Here is a 23,073-nt window from a genome sequence, read left to right as displayed (position 1 = left end):
CGTCCGAGGGCTGGCTGCGGATTTCTTCCGTGACCCCGTGGGGTAGCGTGGGTGAACGGTGCGCACCGTATGGCCTTTGAGCGCGGGCGCGGACGTCGCAGCGGCCACCCGGTCCCGCTCCGTCCCCGACCCGGCCCCTCCACTCGTGGCCGTCCGGGCAGTGCACGCCGACAACGGCGCTACGGCGTAGGAGAGACGATTCTTGTGAGTGCTGCATGACTGCCGCGACCCGGAGTACGAGCCGTGGAGCGCGGAGCCGGCGCGCCCCCGACAAGCTGTGTGCCGAGGCCGTGGAGCTGGCGAGGGCCGCGGCCGAGGAGGCGGCGGCGCCCGGAGTGGTCGGCGCCTGGATCGAGGCCGTCGCCGACGCCGAACGCGTGGTCACGCACTTCTTCGAGGCCCACCAGCCCGGCTACCGCGGGTGGCGCTGGGCGGTGACGGTCGCCCGCGCCTCGCGGGCCAAGAACGTCACGGTCGACGAGTCGGTGCTGCTCCCCGGCTCCGACGCGCTGCTCGCCCCCGAGTGGGTGCCCTGGAGCGAGCGGCTGCGCCCCGGCGACCTGGGGCCCGGCGATCTGCTGCCCACCGACGCGGACGACCTGCGTCTGGAGCCCGGTTTCTCCGGCGAGGACGAGCCGCTGCCCGACTCGCCCGTCGCCGACGAGGGCACCGAGGAGGCGGGGCCGCTGCGCGCGGCCATCGGCGGCGTCGCCGCCGAGCCCGGCATGGGCAGGCCCCGCGTGCTCTCCCGCTACGGGCTGCACACCGCGGCCGACCGCTGGGAGGAGTCGTACGGGCCGAAGACGCCGATGGCGCAGGCGGCCCCGGCCGCCTGCATGAGCTGCGGCTTCCTCGTCCCGGTCGCGGGCTCGCTGCGGCAGGCGTTCGGGATCTGTGCTAACGAGTACAGCCCGGCCGACGGCCACGTCGTCTCCCTCGCCTTCGGCTGCGGCGGCCACTCCGAGGCGGCGGTCATGCCCCGCACTCCGCAGCCGCCGCCCCCGGTCGTCGACGAGACGGTGGCCGACCCCTTCGGCCTCACGGACGAGGCGCGCGAGCGGCCCGGAAACCCCACGTCGGCCTCCGACCTGAACGCCCCTGACACCTCCGGCTGACCGCGGCCCTTCGCATCCGGCACCCGGCAACCGGCACCTGGCAGCCCCGGCCGCGGCACCGCACGACCGGCCGCCCCTGCGGGGCGCGAGGAGCACGGGCACGGGCGGCTGAACGGGCGGGCCCTGCGCGGCGTGCCGTACTCTTCCCTCTCGCCCGGCCGCGGAAGTGGCCGTGCGGGACGACGGGGCGGGATGCGAGTGCCGAGGAGGCCGGTGGCGTGAGGGACAGCTTCGGGGCGAGGCCGAAGGACGCGTCCGCGGACACGTTCGGGACCGGACGGCTGCGGCACGGGGTGCTGGAGGCGTGGCGCTCGTCCGCGGCCCGCTTCCGTGAGGACGCCAACGCGGAGCAGGATCTCGCGCTGGGCGGCTACCGCGACCGGCTGGTGGTGGAGCTGGCACAGAACGCCTCGGACGCCGCGGCCCGCGCGGGCGTCGCGGGACGGCTGCGGCTCTGCCTGGGCGCGGACGGCACGCTGAGCGCCGCCAACACCGGGCAGCCGCTGGACGCGGCGGGTGTCGAGTCGCTGGCGACCCTGCGGGCCTCGGCCAAGCGCGACGAGCCCGATCTGGGTGCCGTCGGCAGGTTCGGTGTCGGCTTCTCCGCCGTGCTGGCCGTCACCGACGCGCCGGCCGTCGTGGACAGGTCGGGCCAGGGGGTGCGCTGGTCGCTGGCCGAGGCCGGGGAGCTGACGCGGCGGGCCGCCGCCGACAGCCCGGATCTGGCCGCTGAGCTGGACCGCCGCGAGGGGCACGTGCCGCTGCTGCGGCTGCCGCTGGCCGCCTCGTACGAGGCGGCGGTGGTGCCTGCCGGATACGACACGGCCGTGCTGCTCCCGCTGCGGGACGAGGCCGCGCGCGACCTGGTCCGGCGGCTGCTGGGCGCGGTGGACGACGCGCTGCTGCTGGCGCTGCCGGGGCTGAGCGAGGTCGTCGTCGTCAGCGAACCCGAAGGCCCTGCGCGCACCCTGACACGCCACGACGAGGGCGCCCACGTCCGGATCGAGGATTCGGCCACCGGGTCGACCCGGTGGCGCCTCGCGGCCGCGCACGGGGTCGCGGACGCCGAACTGCTCGCGGACCGCCCCGTGGAGGAGCGCACGCGCCCTGGCTGGTCGGTGACCTGGGCGGTGCCGGTCGACGGCGAGGGGTCTCCGGTCAAGCCCGGTACGGCGGCGTGTGTGCACGCGCCCACGCCCACGGACGAGCCGCTGGGGTTCCCCGCGCTGCTGCTGGCCTCCTTCCCGCTGGAGCCGACCCGCCGCCACGTCGCGCCGGGGCCGCTGACCGGGTTCCTGCTGGAGCGGGCCGCCGACGCCTACGCCGAACTGCTGCGCGCGTGGCGCCCGGTGGCGTCGGACACCCTGGACCTGGTGCCGGGGCCGCTCGGACTGGGCGAGCTGGACGGCCGGTTGCGTGCGCTGGTGCTGGAGCGGCTGCCCGAGGTGCCGTTCCTGGCGAGCGCGGCGGTCCGCGGGTACGGGGAACAACCGGAGGAGCCGGGCGAACGGTACGCGCTGCGCCCCCGCGACGCCGAGATCATCGAGGGCGCGGGGGCGGCCACGGTCGCCGTCCTCGCGGAGGTGTTCGGCAACCTGCTGCCCGCGGGGCTGGAGCGCAGGCCGGAGCTGCGGGCCCTGGAGGTGGCCCGGGTGCCGCTGGGCGAGGCCGTCGACCGGCTCACCGGTGTGGAGCGGGAGCCCGGCTGGTGGTGGCGGCTGTACGACTCCCTCGCCGGGGTCGATCCCGAGCGGTTGACGGGGCTGCCCGTGCCGCTGGCCGACGGGCGCCGCGCGGTGGGGCCCCGCCATGTGCTGCTGCCGCTGGCGGACGGCGCCGTTACGGCCGCCAGGCTGGCCCGCCTGGGGCTGAAGGCCGCGCACGCCGAGGCCGTACACCCGCTGCTGGAGAAGCTGGGCGCGACCACGGGCACGCCGCACGCCGTGCTGACGACCCCGCAGGTGCGCGCCGCGGTGGCCGCCTCGCTGGAGGCGGAGGAGGCCTGGGACGAGGACGACGGCTCCCTGGCGCCCGAGGAGCTGGTGGAGACGGTGCTGGGCCTCGTCCGCGACGCGCACCTTACGCCGGGCGACGAGCCGTGGCTGGGCGCTCTCGCACTGCCCGACGAGGACGGCGAGCCGATGCCGGCGGCCGAACTGGTCTACCCGGGCTCCCCGTTCGCGCGCGTGCTGCGCGAGGGCGAGCTGGCCGCCTGCGACGCGGAGCTGGCCGAGCGCTGGGGCGAGGGCCCGCTGACGGCCGTCGGGGTGCAGGCGGCCTTCGCGCTGGTGCGGGCCGAGGACGTCGTGCTCGATCCGGACGGCTTCGAGCCGCGCGAGAGCGACTATCCCGAAGCGGACGACCCGGGGCTGCTGGACGCCGTCGACGTGTGGTGCGAGGACGTGCTCGACCAGCTGGCGGCCGACGGCCACACGGACGACGCCGACACCGGCGCCGGCACCGACTATGCCGTCCCGCCGGTGGCTCTCGAACTGGTGGCCGTGCGCGATCTCGACCTGGTCGACGACGCGTGCTGGCCCGAGGCGCTGGCCATGCTGGCGAGGCCGCCGCTGCGGGACGCGCTGACGGCCCCGGTGCGGGTGCGCCTCGCCGACGGCACCGTCACCGACGTCCGCCCCTACACCGCCTGGTGGCTGCGCGGCCATCCCGTGCTGGACGGCCGCCGCCCCGCCGGGCTGCGCGCCGCCGGGGCCGACCCGCTGCTGCGCGGGCTCTACGAGGAGGCCGACCCGGGAGAGGTCACCGACGACCGCGTCCTGCGGGCACTCGGCGTCCGTACCACCGCCGCGGCGCTGCTGGCCGAGCCCGGCGGAGCCGCCGAACTCCTCACCCGCCTCGCCGACCCCGGCCTGCCCTCCCCGGCGCACCCGGCCCACGAGCCGGACGCCGCCCAGCTGCACGGCCTCTACACGCTGCTGGCCTCGGCAGGTCTCGACCCGGAGACGGTGACGCTGCCGGACGAGCTGCGCGCGGTGCGCGGCGGCGAGACGGTCGTCGTGGACGCCGCCGAGGCCCTGGTGGCCGACGCGCCCGACGTGCTCCCCCTCCTCGCGGACCGCGCACTGCTGCCTGTGGCACCGCGCCACGCGGCCGAGCTGGCAGGCCTGCTGGAGGTGCGGCGGGCGAGCGAGGCGGCCGCGGAGCTCGTGCCGCGGGAACCGGGCACCGAGCGGGAGGTACCCGCCGCCGTGCGGGAGCTGCTGCCTCACGCGCCCTCCCACTACCGCGAGCACGAGGAGCTGGTGCTCGGCGGCGTGGACCTGGACTGGCGCCGCACCCCGGACGGCACCCTCCACGCCGCCACCCTGGAGGGTCTTGCCTCGGCCCTGGCCTGGGCCTGCGGTGCCTGGCCCCGCCGCTTCGAGCTGACGGCCCTGCTGGAGGATCAGGGCCGGGCGGTGGAGCTGTCGCGGGCCCGCTGGTTCGACTGAGGGCTCAGGGTCTTCCGCCCGGGTCTGGCTGGATCAGGGCGCGCTGTCGGCCAGCTGGGTGCGGCCCTGGGTGCGGGCGCAGTGGGCGCAGCAGAAGTACTGGCCGTTCGCCTCCATGCCGTGGCCCAGGATGCGGCACCCGCAGTTCTCGCACACGGGCGCCATCTTGTGGGCCGCGCACTCCAGACAGTCGAACACGTGCACCTGCCCGGCGGCGCGGACCTCGAAGGTGTGGGGGTAGTCGTTGTCGCAGACCTCGCAGACGGGCATGGCCGCTCTCCTTCGGTGCTCAGGTGGGGCTCCGGTGTGCTGGGCGAGCACATCGTTACCCCGCGGGCCCGCCCCCGCGACCCTTCCTTCCGCCACCCGGTGCGCACCCGTTGGAGCGGTCAGGCGGGCAGCCGCCTGGCCACCAGGCGCCACGCGGCCTCCAGCAGGACGCCCGCCACCGCGGCCACCCCCACCGCGGTCCACGGCACGACGGCGCCGACCAGCTTGAGCGCGAAGAAGCGCTGGAGCCACGGGGTCGCCAGCACCACCAGGAAGGCGGCCCCCATCGCCGCCACCAGCCCCACCCGCCACCACGTGTAGGGCCGCGCCACGATGGCCAGCACCCACATGGCGATCAGGAAGAGGGTCAGCGTCGCGGCGCTGGTCTCGGCGGCCAGCGCCCCGGCGCCGCTGTAGTGGTGCCGCGCCAGCAGGTAGGTGGCGAACGTGGCCACCCCGGCGATCAGCCCGCAGGGCACCGCGTAGCGCAGTACGCGCCGCACGAAGTGCGGCCTGGCCCGTTCCCTGTTGGGTGCCAGGGCGAGGAAGAAGGCGGGGATGCCGATGGTCAGCGAGGACAGCAGCGTCAGGTGGCGGGGGAGGAACGGGTAGGGGACCTGCCAGCAGATGACGAGCACGGCCAGCAGCACGGAGTAGACCGTCTTGGTCAGGAACAGGTGGGCGACCCGTTCGATGTTGCCGATGACCCGGCGGCCCTCGCCGACGACCGACGGCAGCGTCGCGAAACTGTCGTTCAGCAGCACGATCTGGGCCACCGCCTTGGTCGCCTCGGAGCCCGAGCCCATGCAGACCCCGATGTCGGCGTCCTTGAGCGCGAGGACGTCGTTGACGCCGTCGCCGGTCATCGCCACCGTGTGCCCCTCCGCCTGGAGGGCGCCCACCAGCTGCCGCTTCTGCTGCGGTGTGACCCGCCCGAAGACCGTTCCGCCCTCCACCGCGCGGGCCAGGCAGGTGCGGTCGGCGGGCATCTCGCGCGCGTCGACGGGGTGCTGGGCGCCGGGCAGCCGGAGTTTCGCCGCGACCGCGCCGACGGAGACCGCGTTGTCGCCCGAGATCACCTTGGTGTCGACGTCCTGCTCGGCGAAGTAGGCGAGGGTGTCCCCGGCGTCGGGCCGCAGCCGCTGTTCGAGGACGACGAGCGCCGCGGGACGCGTCGCGGGCTCCGGGTCTGCCCGGCCGTCGTCGGCGTCGGCGCGCGGGCCCGGGTCCGGCCTGCCGTCGCCGCCGGGCGGCAGCCCGTCCGCCGCGTGCGCCAGCAGCAGTACCCGCAGGCCCTCCCGGTCCAGCCGGTCCACCTCGGCCAGGACCGGGTGACCCGCCGTCAGGAGCACGTCGGGGGCGCCCAGCAGCCAGGCGCTGGGGGTGCCGTCCGGTTCGGCGAAGGCGGCACCGCTGTACTTGCGGGCGGAGGAGAAGGGCAGGGTTGCGGTCAGGCGCCAGGCGTCGGGGCCGTCCCCGGGCGCCGGGTAGGCCGCGCCGATCGCCCGGAGGCTGGCGTTGGGGTGCGGATCGGAGGCGCCGAACGCCGCCAGCACTCGGGCCAGGTACGCCTCGTCGGCCCCGTCGAGGGGGCGCACCTCGGCGACGTCCATGCCGCCCTCCGTCAGGGTGCCCGTCTTGTCGAGGCAGACGACGTCGACCCGTGCCAGGCCCTCGATGGCGGGCAGCTCCTGGACGAGGCACTGCCTGCGGCCCAGCCGGATGACGCCGATGGCGAAGGCCACCGAGGTCAGCAGCACCAGCCCCTCGGGCACCATCGGCACGATGCCGGCGACCATGCGGCGTACGGCCTCGTGCACGTCGTTGTGCTCGACGACGAGCTGGCTGAGGATCAGGCCGAGCGCGGCCGGGACCATCATCCAGGTGATGTACTTCAGCAGTCGGCTGATGCCGCCGCGCAGTTCGGAGCGGACGAGCGTGAAGCGGCTGGCCTCCTCGGCGAGCTGCGCCGCGTAGGCCTGGCGGCCCACTCGCGTCGCGGTGAAGGCGCCGGTGCCCGCCACCACGAAGCTGCCGGACAGCACGGCGTCCCCCGGCCGCTTGACGACCGGGTCGGACTCGCCGGTCAGCAGGGACTCGTCGACCTCCAGGCCGTCAGCCTCGGTCACCTCGCCGTCGACGACGCACTTCTCGCCGGGGCGCAGCGCGATCAGGTCGCCCAGCACGATCCGGTCGGTGGGCAGCTCGGTGGTGCGCCCTTCACGCCGTACCCGGGGGCGGGCCTCCCCGATGACGGCGAGGTTGTCGAGCGTCCGCTTGGCGCGCAGCTCCTGGATGATGCCGATGCCCGTGTTGGCCACGATGACGAAGCCGAAGAGGCCGTCCTGGAGCGGGCCGACGACCAGGATGATCAGGAAGAGGACACCGATGAGCGCGTTGAAGCGGGTGAGGACGTTGGCGCGGACGATGTCGGCGGCCGACCTGCTGTTGCGCGGGGGGACGTCGTTGACCTCCCCGCGCTCGACGCGCTCGGCGACTTCCGCCTCGGTGAGACCTTCGCCCGCAAGTGTCATGTTTCGACGGTACGGGGCACTCGGGGTGCGAGGAGGACGGTGGCGCCTCGCGCCGCCTCAGTCCTGCCGGGCCCGCCTGATCGCCTTGTCCCGGGCGCGCACGTACCAGATGCCGACGCAGCCCAGGCCCGCTCCGGCGGCGCAGGTCCACACCCACCAGGAGTGGCCCTTGTCGGCGAACCAGCCGTAGAAGGGGAGTTGGCCGAGGAAGAGGACGAGCCAGATCAGGGTGCCGGTCACGACCGTGCCGACGACGTTGCCCTCCAGCGGCTCCGGGGCCTCGCGCTCGCCGTTGGTCCACTTGTCCATCAGACCCATCGCCACGGCTCCCTCGTTTCCGGTCCTGTCAGGACCCCAGCCTAGCGAGGGGCGCCGGAGGGTCAGGGGGCGGAGTTGGCGATCAGGCCGTTCGTTTGTTCATACTGAAACCAACTGGAGATGGCTGGATTCTTTCGTGCGATTGTCCAAGCTGATCCAGTCGGACCCCTCCGTTCCGCTTCGTCAGCACGTACCCGAGGTCACCCATGCCCGCTTCGGCCAGCCCGGTCGATTCCCCCGGCTCCCCGCGAGACACCCCGCCCCCCGCTCCCCGCTCCGCACTGGACCGCTTCTTCGGCATCTCGGACCGCGGCTCGACCGTCGGCCGGGAGCTGCGCGGCGGGCTCGCCACCTTCTTCGCGATGGCGTACATCATCGTGCTGAACCCGATCATCCTCGGCGCGGGCACCGACAAGTACGGCCACCAGCTCGACAACGGGCAGCTGGTCACCGCCACCGCGCTGATGGCCGGGCTCACCACCGTGCTGATGGGCGTCATCGGCAACGTCCCCATCGCCCTGGCCACCGGGCTGGGCATCAACGCCGTGGTGGCGCTCCAGCTGGCGCCCAAGATGACCTGGCCCGACGCCATGGGCATGGTGGTGCTGGCCGGCATCGTGCTGATGATCCTGGTGGCCTCCGGGCTGCGGCAGCGCGTCATGGACGCCATTCCGAACGGGCTGCGCCGGGCCATCGCCATCGGCATCGGCCTGTTCATCTCGCTCATCGGCCTCGTGGACTCCGGCTTCGTGACCCGCAACCCGGACGCCGCCAAGACCACCGTCCCCCTCGGGCTCGGGATCGGCGGGCAGCTCCAGGGCTGGCCCGTGCTGGTGTTCGTGCTCGGCCTCGTCCTGATGTTCGTGCTGACCGTGCGGAAGGCGAAGGGCGCCATCCTCATCGGCATCGTCGTCATGGCCGTCGTCGCCATCGTCATCAACGCCGTCGCCAAGATCCCGGACGCGGCCTGGGGCCTGTCGGTGCCCACGGTGCCGGACTCCGTCGTCGGCACGCCCGACTTCTCCCTGGTCGGCGACATCAGCCTGCTCGGCGGCTTCCACGAGGTCGGATGGCTGACCGGCTGCCTGTTTGTCTTCACGGTGCTGCTGTCCGGCTTCTTCGACGCGATGGGCACCATCATCGGCGTCGGCGAGGAGTCGGGGCTCGCCGACGAACAGGGGCAGCTGCCGCGCATGGGCCGCATCCTGTTCATGGACGGCGTCGGCGTCGCCGCGGGCGGAGTCGGCTCCTGCTCGGCCAACACCTGCTTCGTGGAGTCCACGGCGGGCGTCGGTGAGGGCGCGCGCACCGGGCTGGCCAACGTGGTGACCGGCGGGCTCTTCCTCCTCGCGCTGGTCTTCACCCCCCTCGCCAAGGTGGTGCCCTCGCAGGCGGCGACGCCCGCGCTGCTCGTCGTCGGCTTCCTGATCATGGCCGCCAACGTGCGGGACATCGACTGGGGCGACGCGACCGTCGCCATCCCCGCGTTCCTGACGATCGTCTCGATGCCGTTCACCTACAGCATCACCAACGGCATCGGCATGGGCGTCATCGCCTTCATCGTCCTGCGGGCCGCCGCGGGGCGGATCCGCGAGATCCCGTGGCTGCTCAACGTCGTCGGCCTCTGCTTCCTCGTCTACTTCCTCCTCAACCCGATCGAACAGCTGCTCGGGGTGCAGTAGCTCCGCCGCCGCCTGCCCGGCGCGCCGTCGTGCCCCTCTCCGCCGCGGGAGGGGCACAGGTGTGTGCGGGCCAGGACCTCGGCGGCGCGCGGAGCGGGCGGTGCGGGGAGCGGGCGGTGCGCGCAGTGGCCGGGTGGCTCATGCGGAGCGGCCGTAGAAGCGTTCGGTCTCCTCGACGGACGCCTTGAAGCGTTCGTCGAAGTCGTCGCGCACGAGCGTGCGGACCACGTAGTCCTGCACGCTCATCCCGCGCTTGGCCGCGTGGTCGGTCAACCGCTCCAACAGGGCGGCCTCTATACGGAGGCTGAGCACCTGGGAGTCGGGCTGCCCGTGGTGGTCGTTGTCACACGGAGGAGTCAGGCTGGTCATACGACAACGGTCGCGAACCCACCCCGGCCGCTGTCCGGAGAATGTGTCCCGACTCACTCGTACGTGTGAGCCCATGCAGGCCGCAACCCGTGTTCTTTAGACGGAGTAATGAGGTAAGCTAAGAATTATGTCGGAACAGCTCCCTGCTCCGCGACTCGCGGACGGGCCCCCACCGGGCGTGCCGGACATGCTCCGCGAGGCCGCTCACCTCGCCGAGGCCGTGGAGGCCGCGGACCCCACGGACCCCACGGAGGTCACGGAGGCCACCGGGACGGCGGAAGCCGTCGGAGCCGCGGAGGCGCCCGCGGCCGGCCAGGAGGCCGAGGACGCCGTCAACGCGCTCCGCGCCGGAGTGATGCGCCTGTCCAGGCGGCTGAAACACCAGCGCGTCGACGAATCCCTCAGCCCCACCGAGATGTCGGTCCTCGGCACCCTCGCCCGCTGCGGCTCGGCCACCCCCAGCGAGCTGGCCCGCAAGGAACACGTGCAGCCGCCGTCGATGACGCGGATCGTCGCCATGCTGGAGTCCAAGGGGCTCGTGCGGCTCGAGCCGCACCCCGAGGACCGCAGGCAGAAGGTGGTCACCCAGACCGGGCAGGCCGTGTCGATGCTCGCCGCGGCCCGCACCAAGCGGAACGCCTGGCTGGCCGAACTGGTCCAGGAACTGGACGAGGACGAGTGGGCGACGCTGCGCGCCGCCGCGCCGGTGCTGGAGAAGCTGGCGCACTTGTAAGGAGATACGACCGAGAACAGGAGGCGAAGCCGCTTGAGTACGGGCCACGGAGCAGACTCCGCACCCGCACCATCCGCAGCCGACGAAACCCACCCGCACGAGGCGCCGCAGGACGCGTCACAGGGCGCACCGCACGACGCGCCGCAGAGCCCACCCCCCAACGCGCCGCAGAGCACACCCCCCAACGCGCCGCGAGGAGCACCGCACAGCGCCGCCGGGCAGGGGACCCCGCCCGCCGCCGCACACGACGCGTCGCGAGGAGCGCCGCACAAGCGCGGCGCCGCGCCGGAAGCCGGTGCGAAGACCTCGATGTTCGCCTCGCTGCGCATCCGCAACTACCGCCTCTTCGCCCTCGGTCAGGTCGTCTCCAACACCGGCACCTGGATGCAGCGCATCGCCCAGGACTGGCTCGTGCACAGCCTCACGGGCTCCTCCACGGCCGTCGGCATCACCACCGCGCTCCAGTTCCTGCCCATGCTCCTGTTCGGGCTGTACGGGGGCGTCATCGCCGACCGCTGCTCCAAGCGCACGCTGCTGTTCGCCACCCAGTCCGCCATGGGCCTGACCGGGCTGGTGCTCGCCGCGCTCACGCTGAGCGGAAACGTGCAGGTCGCGCACGTCTACGCGCTCGCGTTCGTCCTCGGCCTCATCACCGTCGTCGACAACCCGACCCGGCAGACCTTCGTCTCCGAGATGGTCGGACCCACCCAGATACGCAACGCCGTCTCGCTCAACTCCGCGAACTTCCAGAGCGCCCGGCTGGTCGGCCCCGCCGTCGCCGGCGTGCTGATCTCCGCCGTCGGCGGCGGCTGGGCCTTCCTGATCAACGGCCTCTCCTTCGCCGCCCCCCTCATCGGGCTGCTGATGATGCGCGCGGGCGAGCTGTACACCAGCAAACCCGTGGAGCGCGGCAAGGGCCAGCTGCGCGAGGGCCTGCGGTACGTACGCGGCCACCCCGAACTGCTGTGGCCCATCGTGCTGGTCGGCTTCATCGGGACGTTCGGCTTCAACTTCCCCATCTGGCTGACGGCCTTCACCAGCGACGTCTTCCACGAGGGCGCGGGCACCTACGGCGCCCTGAACTTCCTGATGGCCGTCGGCTCCGTCGCGGGCGCGCTGCTGGCGGCCCGGCGCGGCCAGTCGCGGATGCGGCTGATGGCCGGCGCCGCGCTGGTCTTCGGCGTCCTGGAGATGGTGGCCGCGCTCTCGCCCTCCTACTGGCTGTTCGCCGCGCTGATGGCGCCGATCGGGCTGGCGGGCCTGACCTTCAACGTGACCGCGAACTCCAGCGTCCAGCTCGCCTCCGACCCGGCGATGCGGGGCCGGGTGATGAGCCTGTTCATGATGGTCTTCGTCGGCGGCACCCCCATCGGCGGGCCCATCATGGGCTGGATCACCGACACCTTCGGCGCCCGCATGGGCTTCCTGGCCGGCGGCCTGATCTCCGCCGTCGCGGCGGTGGCCGTGGCCCTGGTGCTGGCGCGGATCGCGGGGCTGCGACCCGCGGTGAGCCTGCGGCGCGGCCAGCCGCCGGTCCGCTTCGTCCGCCGGGAGGCGGTGACGGAGGCGGCGTAGGGATGTTCCTGCGGGCTGGTACCGGCAGGGGTGCCACTGTTCGCAGTGGGCGGTCCGCGGGTGGGTTGCGGCTGGTGGGGGCACCTCCCGGCCGGAGTCCCCCAGCCTCCGGCCGGGAGGTGCCCCCAGGGGGAGCAGTTCCCCGCGCCCCTTCGGGGCGCGTCCGGGCCCCCGGCGCGGGAAACCCGTCCGGGACCCGGCACCCGGTGGGCTGTGGCAGAGTCCGGCCCCATGAGACTGTTCGCCGCGTTGTGGCCGCCGGCTGAGGCGGTGACGGAACTGGCGCGCTTCACGCGCGCGCTCACCCGCCTCCCCGGCGCCGGGGAGCTGCGCTGGACCACACCCGAGAGCTGGCACTTCACGCTCAGCTTCTACGGCGAGGTGCCCGAGGAGCAGGCGGACGAGCTCGGCGCCCGCCTGGCCCGCGTGGCGCACCGCGCGCGCGGTCCCGTCCCGCTGCGCCTGGCGGCGGGCGGCCGCTTCGGCGACCGCGCCCTGTGGGCCGGCGTGCACCAGGACACCGACCGCGCGGCCCTCACCCGGCTCGCGGCGGCCACCACGGCCGCGGGCCGCCGCGCGGGCGTACTCCCCGCCGACGCGCACCCCTCGTTCAGGGCGCACCTCACACTGGCCCGGGCCAGGAACCGCCCCACGACCGACCTGCGCCCCTACGTGGCCCAGCTGGAGCCCTTCGCGGGCTCCAGCTGGGGCGCACGGGACCTGCTCCTCGTCCGCAGCGAGCTGCCCACCAGCGGCGTTTCGGGCGCACAGCCCCGGTACGAGCCGGTGGGGCGCTGGCCACTGGGCGGGTGACGGGGCCGGGCCGGGGCCTGTCGCACCCGCCGGTTACCGTGGTGCCCGTGAACGCGAAGACCAGAATGCGCATCGTGACCGGTGTGCTCGTGGCGCTCTTCGTCGTGGTCGTCCTGGCCTCGGCACTGAGCGGTCACTGAGCCGCGGTCCTCACCAGGCGAAGGCCTCGGGGGAGGGCCCCGGCCCCGGGAAGATCTCATCCAGCGAGGCGAGCAGTGCGTCGCCGAGGTCGAGTTCGACGGCGCGCAGTGCCGAGGTGAGCTGATCCGCGGTGCGCGGACCGACGATCGGCCCGGTGACGCCGGGCCGCGACAGCAGCCAGGCGAGGGCCACCTCGCCGGGCTCCAGGCCGTGCTCGGCGGCCAGGTTCTCGTAAGCCTCGATCCGGTCCCTGACGGCCGGATCCTCCAGCGCGGTGGCGGCGCGCCCCGACGCGGTGCGGCCACCGCCGCCCTCCCGCGCCTTGCGCAGCGCGCCGCCCAGCAGCCCGCCGTGCAGCGGCGACCAGGGGATGACCCCGAGCCCGTAGGCCTCCGCGGCCGGGACGACCTCCATCTCGGCACGGCGCTCGGCGAGGTTGTAGAGGCACTGCTCGCTGACCAGCCCGAGCGAGCCGCGCCGCGCGGCCGTCTCGTTGGCCTGGGCGAGATGCCAGCCCGCGTGGTTGCTGGAGCCGACGTAGAGGACCTTGCCCTGCTGCACGAGGACGTCCATCGCCTGCCAGATCTCGTCCCAGGGCGTGGCCCGGTCGACGTGGTGGAACTGGTACAGGTCGATGCGGTCGGTGCCCAGGCGCCGCAGACTCGCCTCGACGGACCTGCGGATGTTGACGGCGGAGAGCTTGTCGTGGTTGGGCCACGGCGGCACGCCGTCGCCCGCCATGTTGGCGTAGCCCTTGGTCGCCAGGATCGTCTTGTCGCGCCGCCCCTCGCCCTTGGCGAACCAGCTGCCGATGATCTCCTCGGTGCGGCCCTTGTTGTCGCCCCAGCCGTAGGCGTTGGCGGTGTCGAAGAAGTTGACGCCGGCGTCCAGCGCGGCGTCCATGATCGTGTGGCTGTCGGCCTCGCCGGTCTGCGGCCCGAAGTTCATCGTGCCGAGAACGAGCCTGCTGACCTTGAGTCCCGTGCGTCCGAGCTGCGTGTACCTCATACGGCCACGCTAGGCGGCTGGAGTGCGCTCAAAGCAAGCGGCGCGGCAGATTACCTCCCGCGCGCGACCTGAGCCCCCCCTCGGCCCGCTGCCTGCCGTCTGCGGCCTGCTGCCTGCGGCCTGCGGCCTGCTGCCTGCCGTCTGCTGCCTGTGGCCTGCGGCCTGCGGCCTGCCGTCTGCCGCCCGTGGCCTGCCGTCTGCGGCCCGCTGCCTGTGGCTTGCGGACTGCCGCCCGCTGCCTGTGGCCCGCCGCCCGGGACCTGCGGGCCGCGGCCCGCGGCGGCCTGCGGTCTTGTGGCCACGGGCGGCCTGCCGCCCGTGGCTCGCGTCACCCGCTGGCCGTGTCGCCCGGCGTGGCGCCGTCCGGGGGTGCCTCGTTCGAAGGCGGGCCGTCCGAAGGCGTGCTGTCCGGGGGCGTGCCGTTCGGCGCATCCGTTGCGCGGCGGCGGAAGACGCCGCGCGTCGCGGCCAGGTATGCGGACTCGGCGCTGGTGCGGACGACCTCGGCGTCGAGGGGGCGGCGGCTGATCAGCAGCCGGTAGTAGAAGGGGGCGCTGAGGGCGGCGATGACCTCCACGGTGTCGGTGTCGGGCGGCACCTGACCGCGCGTGACGGCCCGGTCCAGCAGCACGGAGACCTGGCGCAGCCGGCCTCCGAACGTCTCGCGCAGCACCTGTTCGGCGCCCGGCTCCTTGGCGGCCGCGGCGACGATGCCCTCGACGAGGCGCCGGTTGCCGGGGTCGGCGTGGAAGCCGGCGATGTTGCCCGCCATGGCGTGCAGGTCGCCTCGCAGGTCGCCGGTGTCGGGGATGGGGATGGCGCTGGTGCCGTGCTCGCCGAGCAGGTCGGTGATGACGCCCTCCACCGTGCGCCAGCGGCGCCGGATCGTGGCGGCGTGCACTCCGGAGCGCTGGGCGAGCAGGTCGACGGTGAGGGAGGCGTAGTCCTGGGTGCGGAGCTCTTCTCGGGCGGCCGCCAGGACGGCGGTGCGGGTGCGGGCGGTCCGCCCTCCGGGGCGGGCGGATCCGTGCGGTCGTGGCTCGGTCATGTTCGGGCTGTGGTTCCGCGTTGCGTCGAGGGAAGCGTTCCGGTTACTGTCATACCAGTTAGTGCGCGTCAGCGCGCATTAGTCGGGGGAGGTGAGCGCCCTGTGCGCACGGTCTCGGGCCGCTGCGTACGGGGCGTTCACGAGAAGTGCGGCGGGTGCGGTCGACGGGCTCACGCATGATCGACAGTCTGACGCACCGGCCGCGCCGGATGACGGGCGCCGGTCTGTTCCGACGCGAAAGATGCGGCAGTCGGCGGGATATCGCCGGGTTTGCCGCCCTCGCCGAGCGGCGCGGGCGCCCGGGAGCTCCGAGGGGCCCGGGGCGACGCGGTCGACTCAGATCTCGGGCAGTCCGGAGGGCGGTTTGGTCAGGACGCCGCGCGCGTAGCCGTAGCCCGCGTGGAAGACCATGTGATCCCCGGAGACAACCTGCGTCTTGAGCGCGATGTCCAGCTGCTCGACCTCGCCGGGGACCGAGACCCGCACCGTGTGGTGCAGCATCGTGTGGTGCTTGGCGGCGCTCACCGTCCGCGTCCGGGTGGGGGACCTGCGCGGTGCGCCCACCGGCTCGCCCGCCTCGTCCAGCCCCTGGACCTCAACCCAGGAGGCGAGCGTGGCGCCCGAGGCGTGTGCGGGGCGCTGCGCGCACAGGCCGTAGGCGTCGGCCCTGTTGCAGGCGGTGACCTCGGCGTCGAGCGCGAGGTCCACGCGGGTGCGGGGCAGGGGGCCGGTGGCTCTCACGCTCTTGCGCGTGGTCATCGGCTCGGCCACCGTGCCGGGTGACAGCAGCAGGTCGCCCTGCGCGGCGGGGCGCGTCCAGGTGGCGGCGTCGCGGCTCGCGCGGGTGCTCACCAGTCCGCGTTCGCCGTCGAGCGGCTCTTCCCCGGCCAGCCGTACCGTCATGCCCGGGGCGCGGGCGGTGCTGTAGGCGGAGGCGCTCAGCTCGCAGCGGTGGGTTCCGCTGTCCCTGGCGACGAGCAGGGCGCGGATGTCGGGGTCCCTGTGCCGCTCGTCGGGGGTCAGGTTGGCCCCGTCGTGCGCGCGCAGCGCGGGGCGTCCGTCCGGGCCGGTGCAGGTGAGCAGCAGGGTGGTGCCGATGTTGGTGGGCCGGCCGGAGCCCCACGAGTCCACGGAGAAGGTCATGGCGGGGGTGTCCAGGGCGAGTTTCTCCCCGGCGTCGAGCCGGTAGGTGGCGGTGGAGACGGTCCGCAGCGGGGAGGAGTGCTGCTGCACGGGGAGCGTCACGCCCGCGCCCTCCCGCCCGGCTGCCGCCGCCGCGGGGGTGCCGGGTGCGGCGGCGAACGCGCACAGCGCGGGGGCCAGCGCGTACAGCAGCCACACCGCCCGGCGGGGGAGGGTGCGGTGACGTGGTGTCATACGGGCAGTCCTTTCCTCACGGGCCGGACCGGTGGCCGGGTGCGGCTGCCGGCGCGCAGTGCGGAAAGTGACCGTATCGACGGTTGAGCGGTTTTTGTGGTCAACAGACCGGTGTGAACCGGTACGGCCCACCCACGGCCCACGCCTGGTGGAGTGCGTCGGCGAACGCGGCGGCGATCCGGTGCTCGCCGTGGGCGGAGGGGTGCGTGCCGTCGTAGGTGTCGCGCTCGGGTGACCAGTCCTCGGGCACCGAGGCGAGCAGCAGCGGCGAACGGGGCTGCGCGTGTTCGGCCACCGCCTTGGCCAGCAGCGTGTTGAAGTGCGCGCACGCGGCGGCGAACGAAGGGTCGCTCGCCGCGCGCACGTTGGGTATGACGGGCAGCAGCACGGCCCGCAGCGTCGGGTTCGCGGCCCGTGCGCGGGCGAGGAACGCCTCGACGTTGGCCAGCGTCTGCTCGGGCCCCGTGTAGAACCCCAGATCGATCAGGCCCAGCGAGACGAGCAGCGTGTCGGCGCCGTGCTCCGCCACCGCCCGGCCGATCAGCGGCGCCATGTGCAGCCAGCCCTCGCCCCAGCCGGCGAGGTGAGCGCGCGCGTGTGCGGGGAAGTCCGGGTCGGCGTAGTGGTGCGAGTCCTCGTGCAGCGCGCTGCGCGGGCCGACGACGTGGACGGTGCCGTCCGGCAGCGTGCGGGTCAGGTGCTGCCACATCCGGTAGCGCCAGGTGTGGTCGCCCGCGGCTCCGATCGTCATGGAGTCGCCGACGAAGAGGATGCGCATGCGCTCATCCTGGTGGATCACCAACCGACACGCACCGTGATGCTGGACACTTGAGCCCATGTCCTCTGAGCGCACACGTGGGTCCGTCGTCGGGATCCGTCAGAAGGCGGCGCTGGCCGCGGCGGTCCTGGCCGCGGGGCTCGCCTCCGCCCCCTTTCCCGCCCGGGCGGCGGACGAACCCAAGGGCTTCACGATCCGGGACTCCCGCATCACCGAGTCCAGCGGCCTGGCCGCCAGCCGCGCCCACGAGGGCGTCTACTGGACGCACAACGACTCCGACGACGGCCCGTACGTGTACGCGGTCGACAGCCGCACGGGTAAGACCGTCGCCAGGGTCGTCCTGCGCGGCATCGACCCCCGGGACGTGGAGGCCATCTCCGTCGGGCCCGACGGCGACGTGTTCGTCGGCGACATCGGCGACAACCTCGACGGCTCCTGGTCCGAGGTGTGGATCTACCGCTTCCACGAACCCAAGCGGCTGCACGGCGACATCACCGTGACGCCGACGCGCTACACCGTCCGCTACGCCGACGGCCCCCGCAACGCCGAGTCGCTGATGGTGCACCCCAAGACCGGTCGCGTCTACATCGCCAGCAAGAACGCGAAGGGCGAGGCCGGTGTCTACGCAGGGCCGCGGCGCCTCGACGCGGCGGGCACCAACACCTTCTCGCGGGTCGCCGACCTCGACTTTGAGGCCACCGACGGGGCGTTCTCCCCCGACGGCACGCGGCTGGTGCTGCGCGGCTACTTCAGCGGTTACGCCTACCGGTGGAAGGACGGCAAGCCGGACAAGATCGGCTCCGTGGCGGTGCCGTTGCAGCGGCAGGGCGAGTCGGTGACCTTCACCCCTGACGGGCGGACGCTGATGTTCGGCTCCGAGGGGGCGGGCAGCGGCGTCGAGCCGGTACAGCTCGAGGGTGAGGCCGTGCCCGACTCGGTGCGTGAGGCGTCCTCGTCCGGGGACGACGGCAAGGGCGGCGGTGACGAGGGCAGCGCGTCCGGCGACGACGACCGCACGCTCGGTCTCGGCGCCGCCACCTTCGCCGTCGCCCTGGCGGTGTGGTGGGGCCTGCGCCGTCTCTTCCGCCGCCGCGAGTGAGGGGCGGTGCCCCGCGTGCTCGGCGGTCACGCGTGCTCGGCGGTCACGTGTGCTCGGCGGTCCCGCGTGCTCGGCGGTCCCGTGCGCTCAGGCGTCGGCGTCGCGCTGGTCCAGGAGTTGCTGGAAGCCGTCGAGGAGGGCGCGGACGGCGAAGCGCATGGCGTCGGCGGGATCGGCGGAGAAGGAGTCCTCGGGGAGCGCGGCGAGCCTCGGGCACCTGCCCTCCTCCATGAACCGCACCATGTAGGGCTCCTGGGTGCGCCAGAACTCCTCGTCGCTGACCCCGGAGTGCTGCGCGGCCTGCTGGTAGAGCACGTGTGACCGCGCCGCTCCCAGTACGAGGTTGTCGAGGCCGACCAGGACGCCCATCTTCTCCTGTCCGCTGAGCGGCAGCCCCTCGAGCGCGGCGAGTGCGAAGTCGAGCCCCGCCATGCTGTGCGGGCCGAGGACGGGGCGGGCCTGGTCGACCTGGATCAGCCAGGTGTGGTCCGTGTAGAGCTTCCACGACGACTCGGCGACCAGCTCCAGCCGCTCCCGCCACCAGCCGGTGCCGTCCCGCGGGGTGCCGGGCCGCTGGTCGGAGGCATCCGCGGGGCCCTGGACCTGGTCGACCATCAGGGCGAGCAGTTCGTCCTTGCCGGGCACGTAGCGGTAGAGCGACATGGTGCCGACGCCCAGTTCGGCGGCGACCCGGCGCATGGACAAGGCGGCCAGCCCCTCGTGGTCGGCGAGGCCGATGGCGGCGGCCACGATCTCGGCGAGGGTCAGCCCCGGCTTGGGCCCGCGGGCGGGCCGGTCCCTGGTGGTGCGTCCCCACAGCAGGTCGAGGCTGCGGACGAGGCGGGCCAGGCCGGTGTCGCGGTCGGTGGTGGGCTCGCTCGTCATGACGTCTGTGGCGTCGTCTGAGTCGTCTGTGTCGTCTGAGTCGTCTGTGTGTTCATCGTGGCCGCCATCGTAGGGATCTTCCCAGGTGGAATTCCCCTTGCACTCAATTGCGTAGGCTGTACGCTCTTCTTTCTGGGTACGACGTACCCAGTACATGGAGGGGAGAACATGCCCGTACGAGACTCCGCACCGCCGGCCCACCCGCACGCCGGTGCCGCCACGTCCGCGTACTCCGTCCTCGCCGAGGGGCTGCGCAAGAGCTACGGCGACAAGCACGCCCTCGACGGCCTCGACCTCGCCGTGCCGCGCGGCACGGTGTTCGGCCTGCTGGGCCCGAACGGCGCGGGCAAGACCACCGCGGTCCGCGCCCTGTCCACCCTCGCCCGGCTGGACGGCGGCCGCGCCACCGTCGGCGGGCACGACGTGAGCCGCGACCCGCGGGCCGTGCGCCGCAGCATCGGGCTGACCGGGCAGCACGCCGCCGTGGACGAGATCATCACCGCCCGCCAGAACCTGGAGATGTTCGGCCGGCTCTTCCACCTCGGGGCGGCGCGCGCCCGGCGCCGGGCGGCCGAACTGCTCGACCAGTTCGGCCTGACCGAGTCCGCCGACAAGCAGCCGCAGGGCTTCAGCGGAGGCATGCGGCGCCGCCTCGACCTGGCCTCCAGCATGATCCTGGCCCCCGAGGTGCTCTTCCTGGACGAGCCGACCACCGGCCTGGATCCGCGCGGGCGCAGCGAGGTGTGGGAGGCGGTGCGCGGGCTGACCGAGCAGGGCACCACCGTCGTGCTGACCACCCACTACCTCGACGAGGCCGACAAGCTCTCCGACCGCATCGCCGTCGTCGACCAGGGCCGCAACGTCACCGAGGACACCCCGGCCGGGCTCAAGCGGGCGATCGGCGGCGACCGTATCGAGGTCGTCGCCGCCGAGGCCCGCGAACTGCCCGTTCTCGAGGCCGCCGTCTCCCGGGTCGCCGCCGAGGGCGCCGACGTCGGGACGGACACCGCTGGGCTGCGCGTCCACGCGCCGGTCACCGACGGCGTGCCCGCGCTCACCCACGTGGCGCGCGCCCTCCAGGACGCCGGCGTCACCGTCGCCGATCTGGGGCTGCGCCGCCCCACGCTGGACGAGGTCTTCCTGGCCCTGACCGGCAACAGGTCCGCGCCGCAGCGGGCGAACGCACCCCGGGAGGCCGTCCGATGAGCACCTCGCAGACCGCCACCGCCGACGGAACCACCGGGACCACCGGGACCACCGGCGGGGCCCTCAGTGGAAAGAGCGGCGGAAGAAGCGGCGGAAGAAGCGGTGGAAAGGGCAGCGGGGCGGGCGGCGAGACCGCAGGCCGGCGGATGTACTGGGCGGTCGCCGACTGCTGGACCATCGTCAGGCGCGACCTGACGCACCTGGTCAGACAGCCGTCCCTGATCGCCTGGCAGCTCGGTTTCCCGATCGTCTCCGTGCTGCTGTTCGTCTACGTCTTCGGCAGCGCCATGGACGTCGGCGAGGGGGTGGACTACAAGGCCTACGCGATGCCCGGCATGTTCGCCATGACCATGGCCTTCGGCTTCATGAACACGGCCGTGGCCGTCGTCGTGGACAAGGAGCGCGGGGTCACCGACAGGTTCCGCTCCATGCCGATGGCGTCCTCTGCCGTGGTCACCGGGCGCGGCGTCTCCGACGTGCTGCACGCGGCGCTCGACCTGGCCGTACTCGCCGCCATCGCCCTCGTGGTCGGCTGGCGTTCGGACGGCGGACCGCTCGCCACGCTGGGCGCCTTCGCGCTGCTGCTCTGGCTGCGGTTCGCGCTGATCTGGGTCGGCGTGCTGATCGGGCTGCTCGCCAAGAACCAGGAGTCGGCGGGCAACCTGTTCGCCGTCGCGTTCCCCTTCGGCATGGTCTCCAGCGTGTTCACCCCGCCGTCCGCGATGCCCGACTGGCTGGGCACCGTGGCGATGTGGAACCCCGTCTCGGCCACCACCAACGCGGTCCGCGACCTGTACGGCAACCCGCTGCCGCTCGGCGACAGCTGGATCGAACAGCACGCCGGGCTGATGGCGGTGGTGTGGCCGCTCGTCCTGACGGCCGTCTTCCTGCCGCTGGCGGTGCGCCGCTTCAGGCACCTGAGCAGGTGACACGGGGACACTTGGGCAGGTGACACGGCGCGGGGCCCCGCCCGGCGAGCGCGGGCGGCCCACCCGGTGGTGGGCCGCCCGTACGCTCTCAGAAACAGGTCACAGGTTCTCGATCACGTAGTCGACGCAGGCGGTCAGGGCCTCCACGTCCGCCGGCTCGACGGCCGGGAACATGGCGACCCGCAGCTGGTTGCGGCCCAGCTTCCGGTACGGGTCGGTGTCCACGATGCCGTTGGCCCGCAGCACCTTGGCCACGGCGGCGGCGTCCACGTCGTCGGAGAAGTCGATGGTGCCCACGACCTGGGAGCGCTGGGCGGGGTCCGACACGAACGGGGTGGCGAAGGAGGCCTTCTCCGCCCAGCCGTACAGCCGCCCTGAGGAGTCCGCGGTGCGCTCGACGGCCCAGTCGAGCCCGCCGCGGCCGTTGATCCACTCCAGCTGGTCGTTGAGCAGGAAGAGGGTGGCCAGCGCCGGGGTGTTGTACGTCTGGTTCTTGCGCGAGTTGTCGATCGCGGTCTTCAGGTCGAAGAACGCCGGGATGTGCCGGTCGGAGGCGGCGATGCGCTCGGCCCGCTCGATGGCGGCGGGGGAGAACACCCCGATCCACAGCCCGCCGTCGGCGGCGAAGGACTTCTGCGGTGCGAAGTAGTAGACGTCGGTCTCGGTGATGTCGACGGGCAGGCCACCGGCGCCCGAGGTGGCGTCCACCAGGACGAGCGCGCCGTCGTCCGCTCCGGGTACGCGCTGGAGCGGCATGGCGACGCCGGTGGAGGTCTCGTTGTGGGTGAGCGCGTAGACGTCGATGCCCTGCTCACCGCGCGCCTCGGGGTGGGTGCCCGGGTCGGCGGAGATGATGCTGGGCTCGCCGAGCCACGGCGCCTGCTGGGCGGCCTTGGCGAACTTGGAGGAGAACTCGCCGAAGGACAGGTGCTGGGAGCGGGAGGTGATCAGGCCGTGGGTCGCGATGTCCCAGAAGGCGGTGGAGCCGCCGTTGCCCAGGATCACCTCGTATCCCTCGGGCAGCGAGAAGAGGCTCCGCACGCCCTCGCGCACCTTTGCGACCAGGTCCTTGACGGGTGCCTGGCGATGGGAGGTGCCCATGAGAGAGGTGCCGGTCGCGGCCAGGGCGGTGAGTGCCTCCTCGCGCACCTTGCTGGGGCCCGAGCCGAAGCGACCGTCGGCGGGCTTGATGTCAGCGGGAATCTGGAGATCAGCCACGGGGCAAGCCTAGTGCCGCCGGGGCGCGGGCACGGCGGGACGTCCAGCGCCTGAGACGGCGGGTGGACGCGGACCGCGGTGGGCGCGCGGCGGCCCGCTGTCGGTGGGTGCCCCTACTCTGAGGCCATGAAAGGACCGAGAGCCGGCCGGCCAGGGCCCGAGGACGTGCGCCGTCTCGCGCTGGTGCTTCCCGAGGCCAAGGAGGTCGAGGCGTGGGCGATGCCGACCTTCCGGGTCGCGGGAAAGATGTTCCTGACGATGCCGGACGACCAGTCCTCGTTCGCGGTGCGCTGCCCCCGCCTGGAGAGGGGCGAGCTGATCGCGGCCGAGCCGGAGAAGTTCTGGGTGCCGCCGCACGAGGCGGGCTCCCCCTGGGTGCGGGCCCGGCTGGCGGCCCTGGAGGACATGGCGGAGCTGCGGGACATCGTGGTCGACTCCTTCCGGCAGGCGGCGCCGCCGCGCCTGCTGGACATGTTCACGGCACCGGATCCGTACGCGGGCTGACGGGCTGACCCGCCGCCCG

At 73.5% G+C, this 23,073-nt stretch carries 20 protein-coding genes; 10 read left to right on the top strand and 10 right to left on the bottom strand.

Annotated features, from left to right (window positions below; all coding sequences use genetic code 11):
• Positions 1–215 precede the first annotated feature (215 nt).
• Both MMF93_RS14740 and MMF93_RS14735 read left to right on the top strand, forming a co-directional pair.
• On the top strand, positions 216–1,115 hold the full coding sequence (locus MMF93_RS14740) for a DUF3027 domain-containing protein (RefSeq protein WP_242751734.1): 900 nt from the start codon (positions 216–218) through the stop codon (positions 1,113–1,115).
• A gap of 218 nt (positions 1,116–1,333) precedes the next feature.
• Positions 1,334–4,567 (top strand): sacsin N-terminal ATP-binding-like domain-containing protein, encoded by a 3,234-nt coding sequence (locus tag MMF93_RS14735; RefSeq protein ID WP_242751733.1) that lies wholly within the window; start codon positions 1,334–1,336, stop codon positions 4,565–4,567.
• Positions 4,568–4,600: 33 nt separating this feature from the next.
• Here the strand turns inward: MMF93_RS14735 and MMF93_RS14730 are convergent, their stop codons facing one another.
• The 3 genes from MMF93_RS14730 to MMF93_RS14720 form a co-directional block, all read right to left on the bottom strand.
• Positions 4,601–4,837: a hypothetical protein gene (locus MMF93_RS14730; protein ID WP_242751732.1), complete on the bottom strand. Its 237-nt coding sequence runs from the start codon at positions 4,835–4,837 to the stop codon at positions 4,601–4,603.
• Between the two features lie 119 nt (positions 4,838–4,956).
• The gene (locus MMF93_RS14725; RefSeq protein WP_242751731.1) at positions 4,957–7,371 is read right to left on the bottom strand and encodes an HAD-IC family P-type ATPase; all 2,415 of its coding nucleotides are present in this window, start codon (positions 7,369–7,371) and stop codon (positions 4,957–4,959) included.
• Between the two features lie 57 nt (positions 7,372–7,428).
• Positions 7,429–7,689 (bottom strand): DUF2530 domain-containing protein, encoded by a 261-nt coding sequence (locus MMF93_RS14720; protein ID WP_242757574.1) that lies wholly within the window; start codon positions 7,687–7,689, stop codon positions 7,429–7,431.
• Positions 7,690–7,895: 206 nt separating this feature from the next.
• Between MMF93_RS14720 and MMF93_RS14715 the strand changes: the two genes are divergently transcribed.
• Positions 7,896–9,371 (top strand): NCS2 family permease, encoded by a 1,476-nt coding sequence (locus tag MMF93_RS14715; RefSeq protein ID WP_242751730.1) that lies wholly within the window; start codon positions 7,896–7,898, stop codon positions 9,369–9,371.
• 138 nt (positions 9,372–9,509) lie between these two features.
• Here the strand turns inward: MMF93_RS14715 and MMF93_RS14710 are convergent, their stop codons facing one another.
• Positions 9,510–9,740, bottom strand: coding sequence for a hypothetical protein (locus MMF93_RS14710; protein ID WP_114020266.1), 231 nt, complete (start codon positions 9,738–9,740; stop codon positions 9,510–9,512).
• A 355-nt stretch (positions 9,741–10,095) separates the two neighbouring features.
• Between MMF93_RS14710 and MMF93_RS14705 the strand changes: the two genes are divergently transcribed.
• The 3 genes from MMF93_RS14705 (at position 10,096) to thpR (ending at position 12,861) form a co-directional block, all read left to right on the top strand.
• The gene (locus MMF93_RS14705) at positions 10,096–10,473 is read left to right on the top strand and encodes a MarR family winged helix-turn-helix transcriptional regulator (RefSeq protein WP_242757573.1); all 378 of its coding nucleotides are present in this window, start codon (positions 10,096–10,098) and stop codon (positions 10,471–10,473) included.
• 33 nt (positions 10,474–10,506) lie between these two features.
• The gene (locus MMF93_RS14700) at positions 10,507–12,048 is read left to right on the top strand and encodes an MFS transporter (RefSeq protein WP_242751729.1); all 1,542 of its coding nucleotides are present in this window, start codon (positions 10,507–10,509) and stop codon (positions 12,046–12,048) included.
• Positions 12,049–12,279: 231 nt separating this feature from the next.
• Complete coding sequence (gene thpR / locus MMF93_RS14695) at positions 12,280–12,861, top strand: RNA 2',3'-cyclic phosphodiesterase (RefSeq protein ID WP_242751728.1); 582 nt, start codon at positions 12,280–12,282, stop codon at positions 12,859–12,861.
• 150 nt (positions 12,862–13,011) lie between these two features.
• Here the strand turns inward: thpR and MMF93_RS14690 are convergent, their stop codons facing one another.
• From MMF93_RS14690 to MMF93_RS14675, 4 genes are all read right to left on the bottom strand, one after another.
• Positions 13,012–14,010: an aldo/keto reductase gene (locus MMF93_RS14690; RefSeq protein ID WP_242751727.1), complete on the bottom strand. Its 999-nt coding sequence runs from the start codon at positions 14,008–14,010 to the stop codon at positions 13,012–13,014.
• Positions 14,011–14,338: 328 nt separating this feature from the next.
• Positions 14,339–15,058 carry a TetR-like C-terminal domain-containing protein gene (locus tag MMF93_RS14685; protein ID WP_242751726.1) on the bottom strand — a complete coding sequence of 240 codons (720 nt, stop codon included), beginning with the start codon at positions 15,056–15,058 and terminating at the stop codon, positions 14,339–14,341.
• Between the two features lie 336 nt (positions 15,059–15,394).
• Positions 15,395–16,435: a hypothetical protein gene (locus tag MMF93_RS14680; protein WP_242751725.1), complete on the bottom strand. Its 1,041-nt coding sequence runs from the start codon at positions 16,433–16,435 to the stop codon at positions 15,395–15,397.
• A 100-nt stretch (positions 16,436–16,535) separates the two neighbouring features.
• Entirely contained in the window at positions 16,536–17,213 is a 678-nt protein-coding gene (locus tag MMF93_RS14675; RefSeq protein ID WP_242751724.1) for a GDSL-type esterase/lipase family protein, read from the bottom strand.
• A gap of 58 nt (positions 17,214–17,271) precedes the next feature.
• Here MMF93_RS14675 and MMF93_RS14670 point away from each other — a divergent pair, with 58 nt between their 5' ends.
• Positions 17,272–18,312, top strand: coding sequence for an esterase-like activity of phytase family protein (locus MMF93_RS14670; RefSeq protein ID WP_242751723.1), 1,041 nt, complete (start codon positions 17,272–17,274; stop codon positions 18,310–18,312).
• A gap of 87 nt (positions 18,313–18,399) precedes the next feature.
• On the opposite strand, the gene MMF93_RS14665 is transcribed toward MMF93_RS14670, so the two are convergent.
• The gene (locus MMF93_RS14665; protein ID WP_242751722.1) at positions 18,400–19,197 is read right to left on the bottom strand and encodes a TetR/AcrR family transcriptional regulator; all 798 of its coding nucleotides are present in this window, start codon (positions 19,195–19,197) and stop codon (positions 18,400–18,402) included.
• Positions 19,198–19,365: 168 nt separating this feature from the next.
• On the opposite strand from MMF93_RS14665, the gene MMF93_RS14660 reads away from it, so the two are divergent.
• A complete protein-coding gene (locus MMF93_RS14660; protein WP_242751721.1) occupies positions 19,366–20,403 on the top strand; it encodes an ATP-binding cassette domain-containing protein in 1,038 nt (345 codons plus the stop codon).
• A 146-nt stretch (positions 20,404–20,549) separates the two neighbouring features.
• A complete protein-coding gene (locus MMF93_RS14655) occupies positions 20,550–21,332 on the top strand; it encodes an ABC transporter permease (protein WP_242757572.1) in 783 nt (260 codons plus the stop codon).
• 99 nt (positions 21,333–21,431) lie between these two features.
• On the opposite strand, the gene serC is transcribed toward MMF93_RS14655, so the two are convergent.
• Positions 21,432–22,550, bottom strand: coding sequence for a phosphoserine transaminase (gene serC, locus MMF93_RS14650; RefSeq protein ID WP_242751720.1), 1,119 nt, complete (start codon positions 22,548–22,550; stop codon positions 21,432–21,434).
• A 126-nt stretch (positions 22,551–22,676) separates the two neighbouring features.
• Here serC and MMF93_RS14645 point away from each other — a divergent pair, with 126 nt between their 5' ends.
• On the top strand, positions 22,677–23,054 hold the full coding sequence (locus MMF93_RS14645; RefSeq protein WP_242751719.1) for an MmcQ/YjbR family DNA-binding protein: 378 nt from the start codon (positions 22,677–22,679) through the stop codon (positions 23,052–23,054).
• Positions 23,055–23,073 lie beyond the last annotated feature (19 nt).

Source organism: Streptomyces tubbatahanensis, assembly GCF_022699385.1.
Lineage (GTDB): Bacteria > Actinomycetota > Actinomycetes > Streptomycetales > Streptomycetaceae > Streptomyces > Streptomyces diacarni.
Note: the sequence above shows the minus strand (reverse complement) of the source record. Positions and strands in the feature narration are given on the sequence as shown.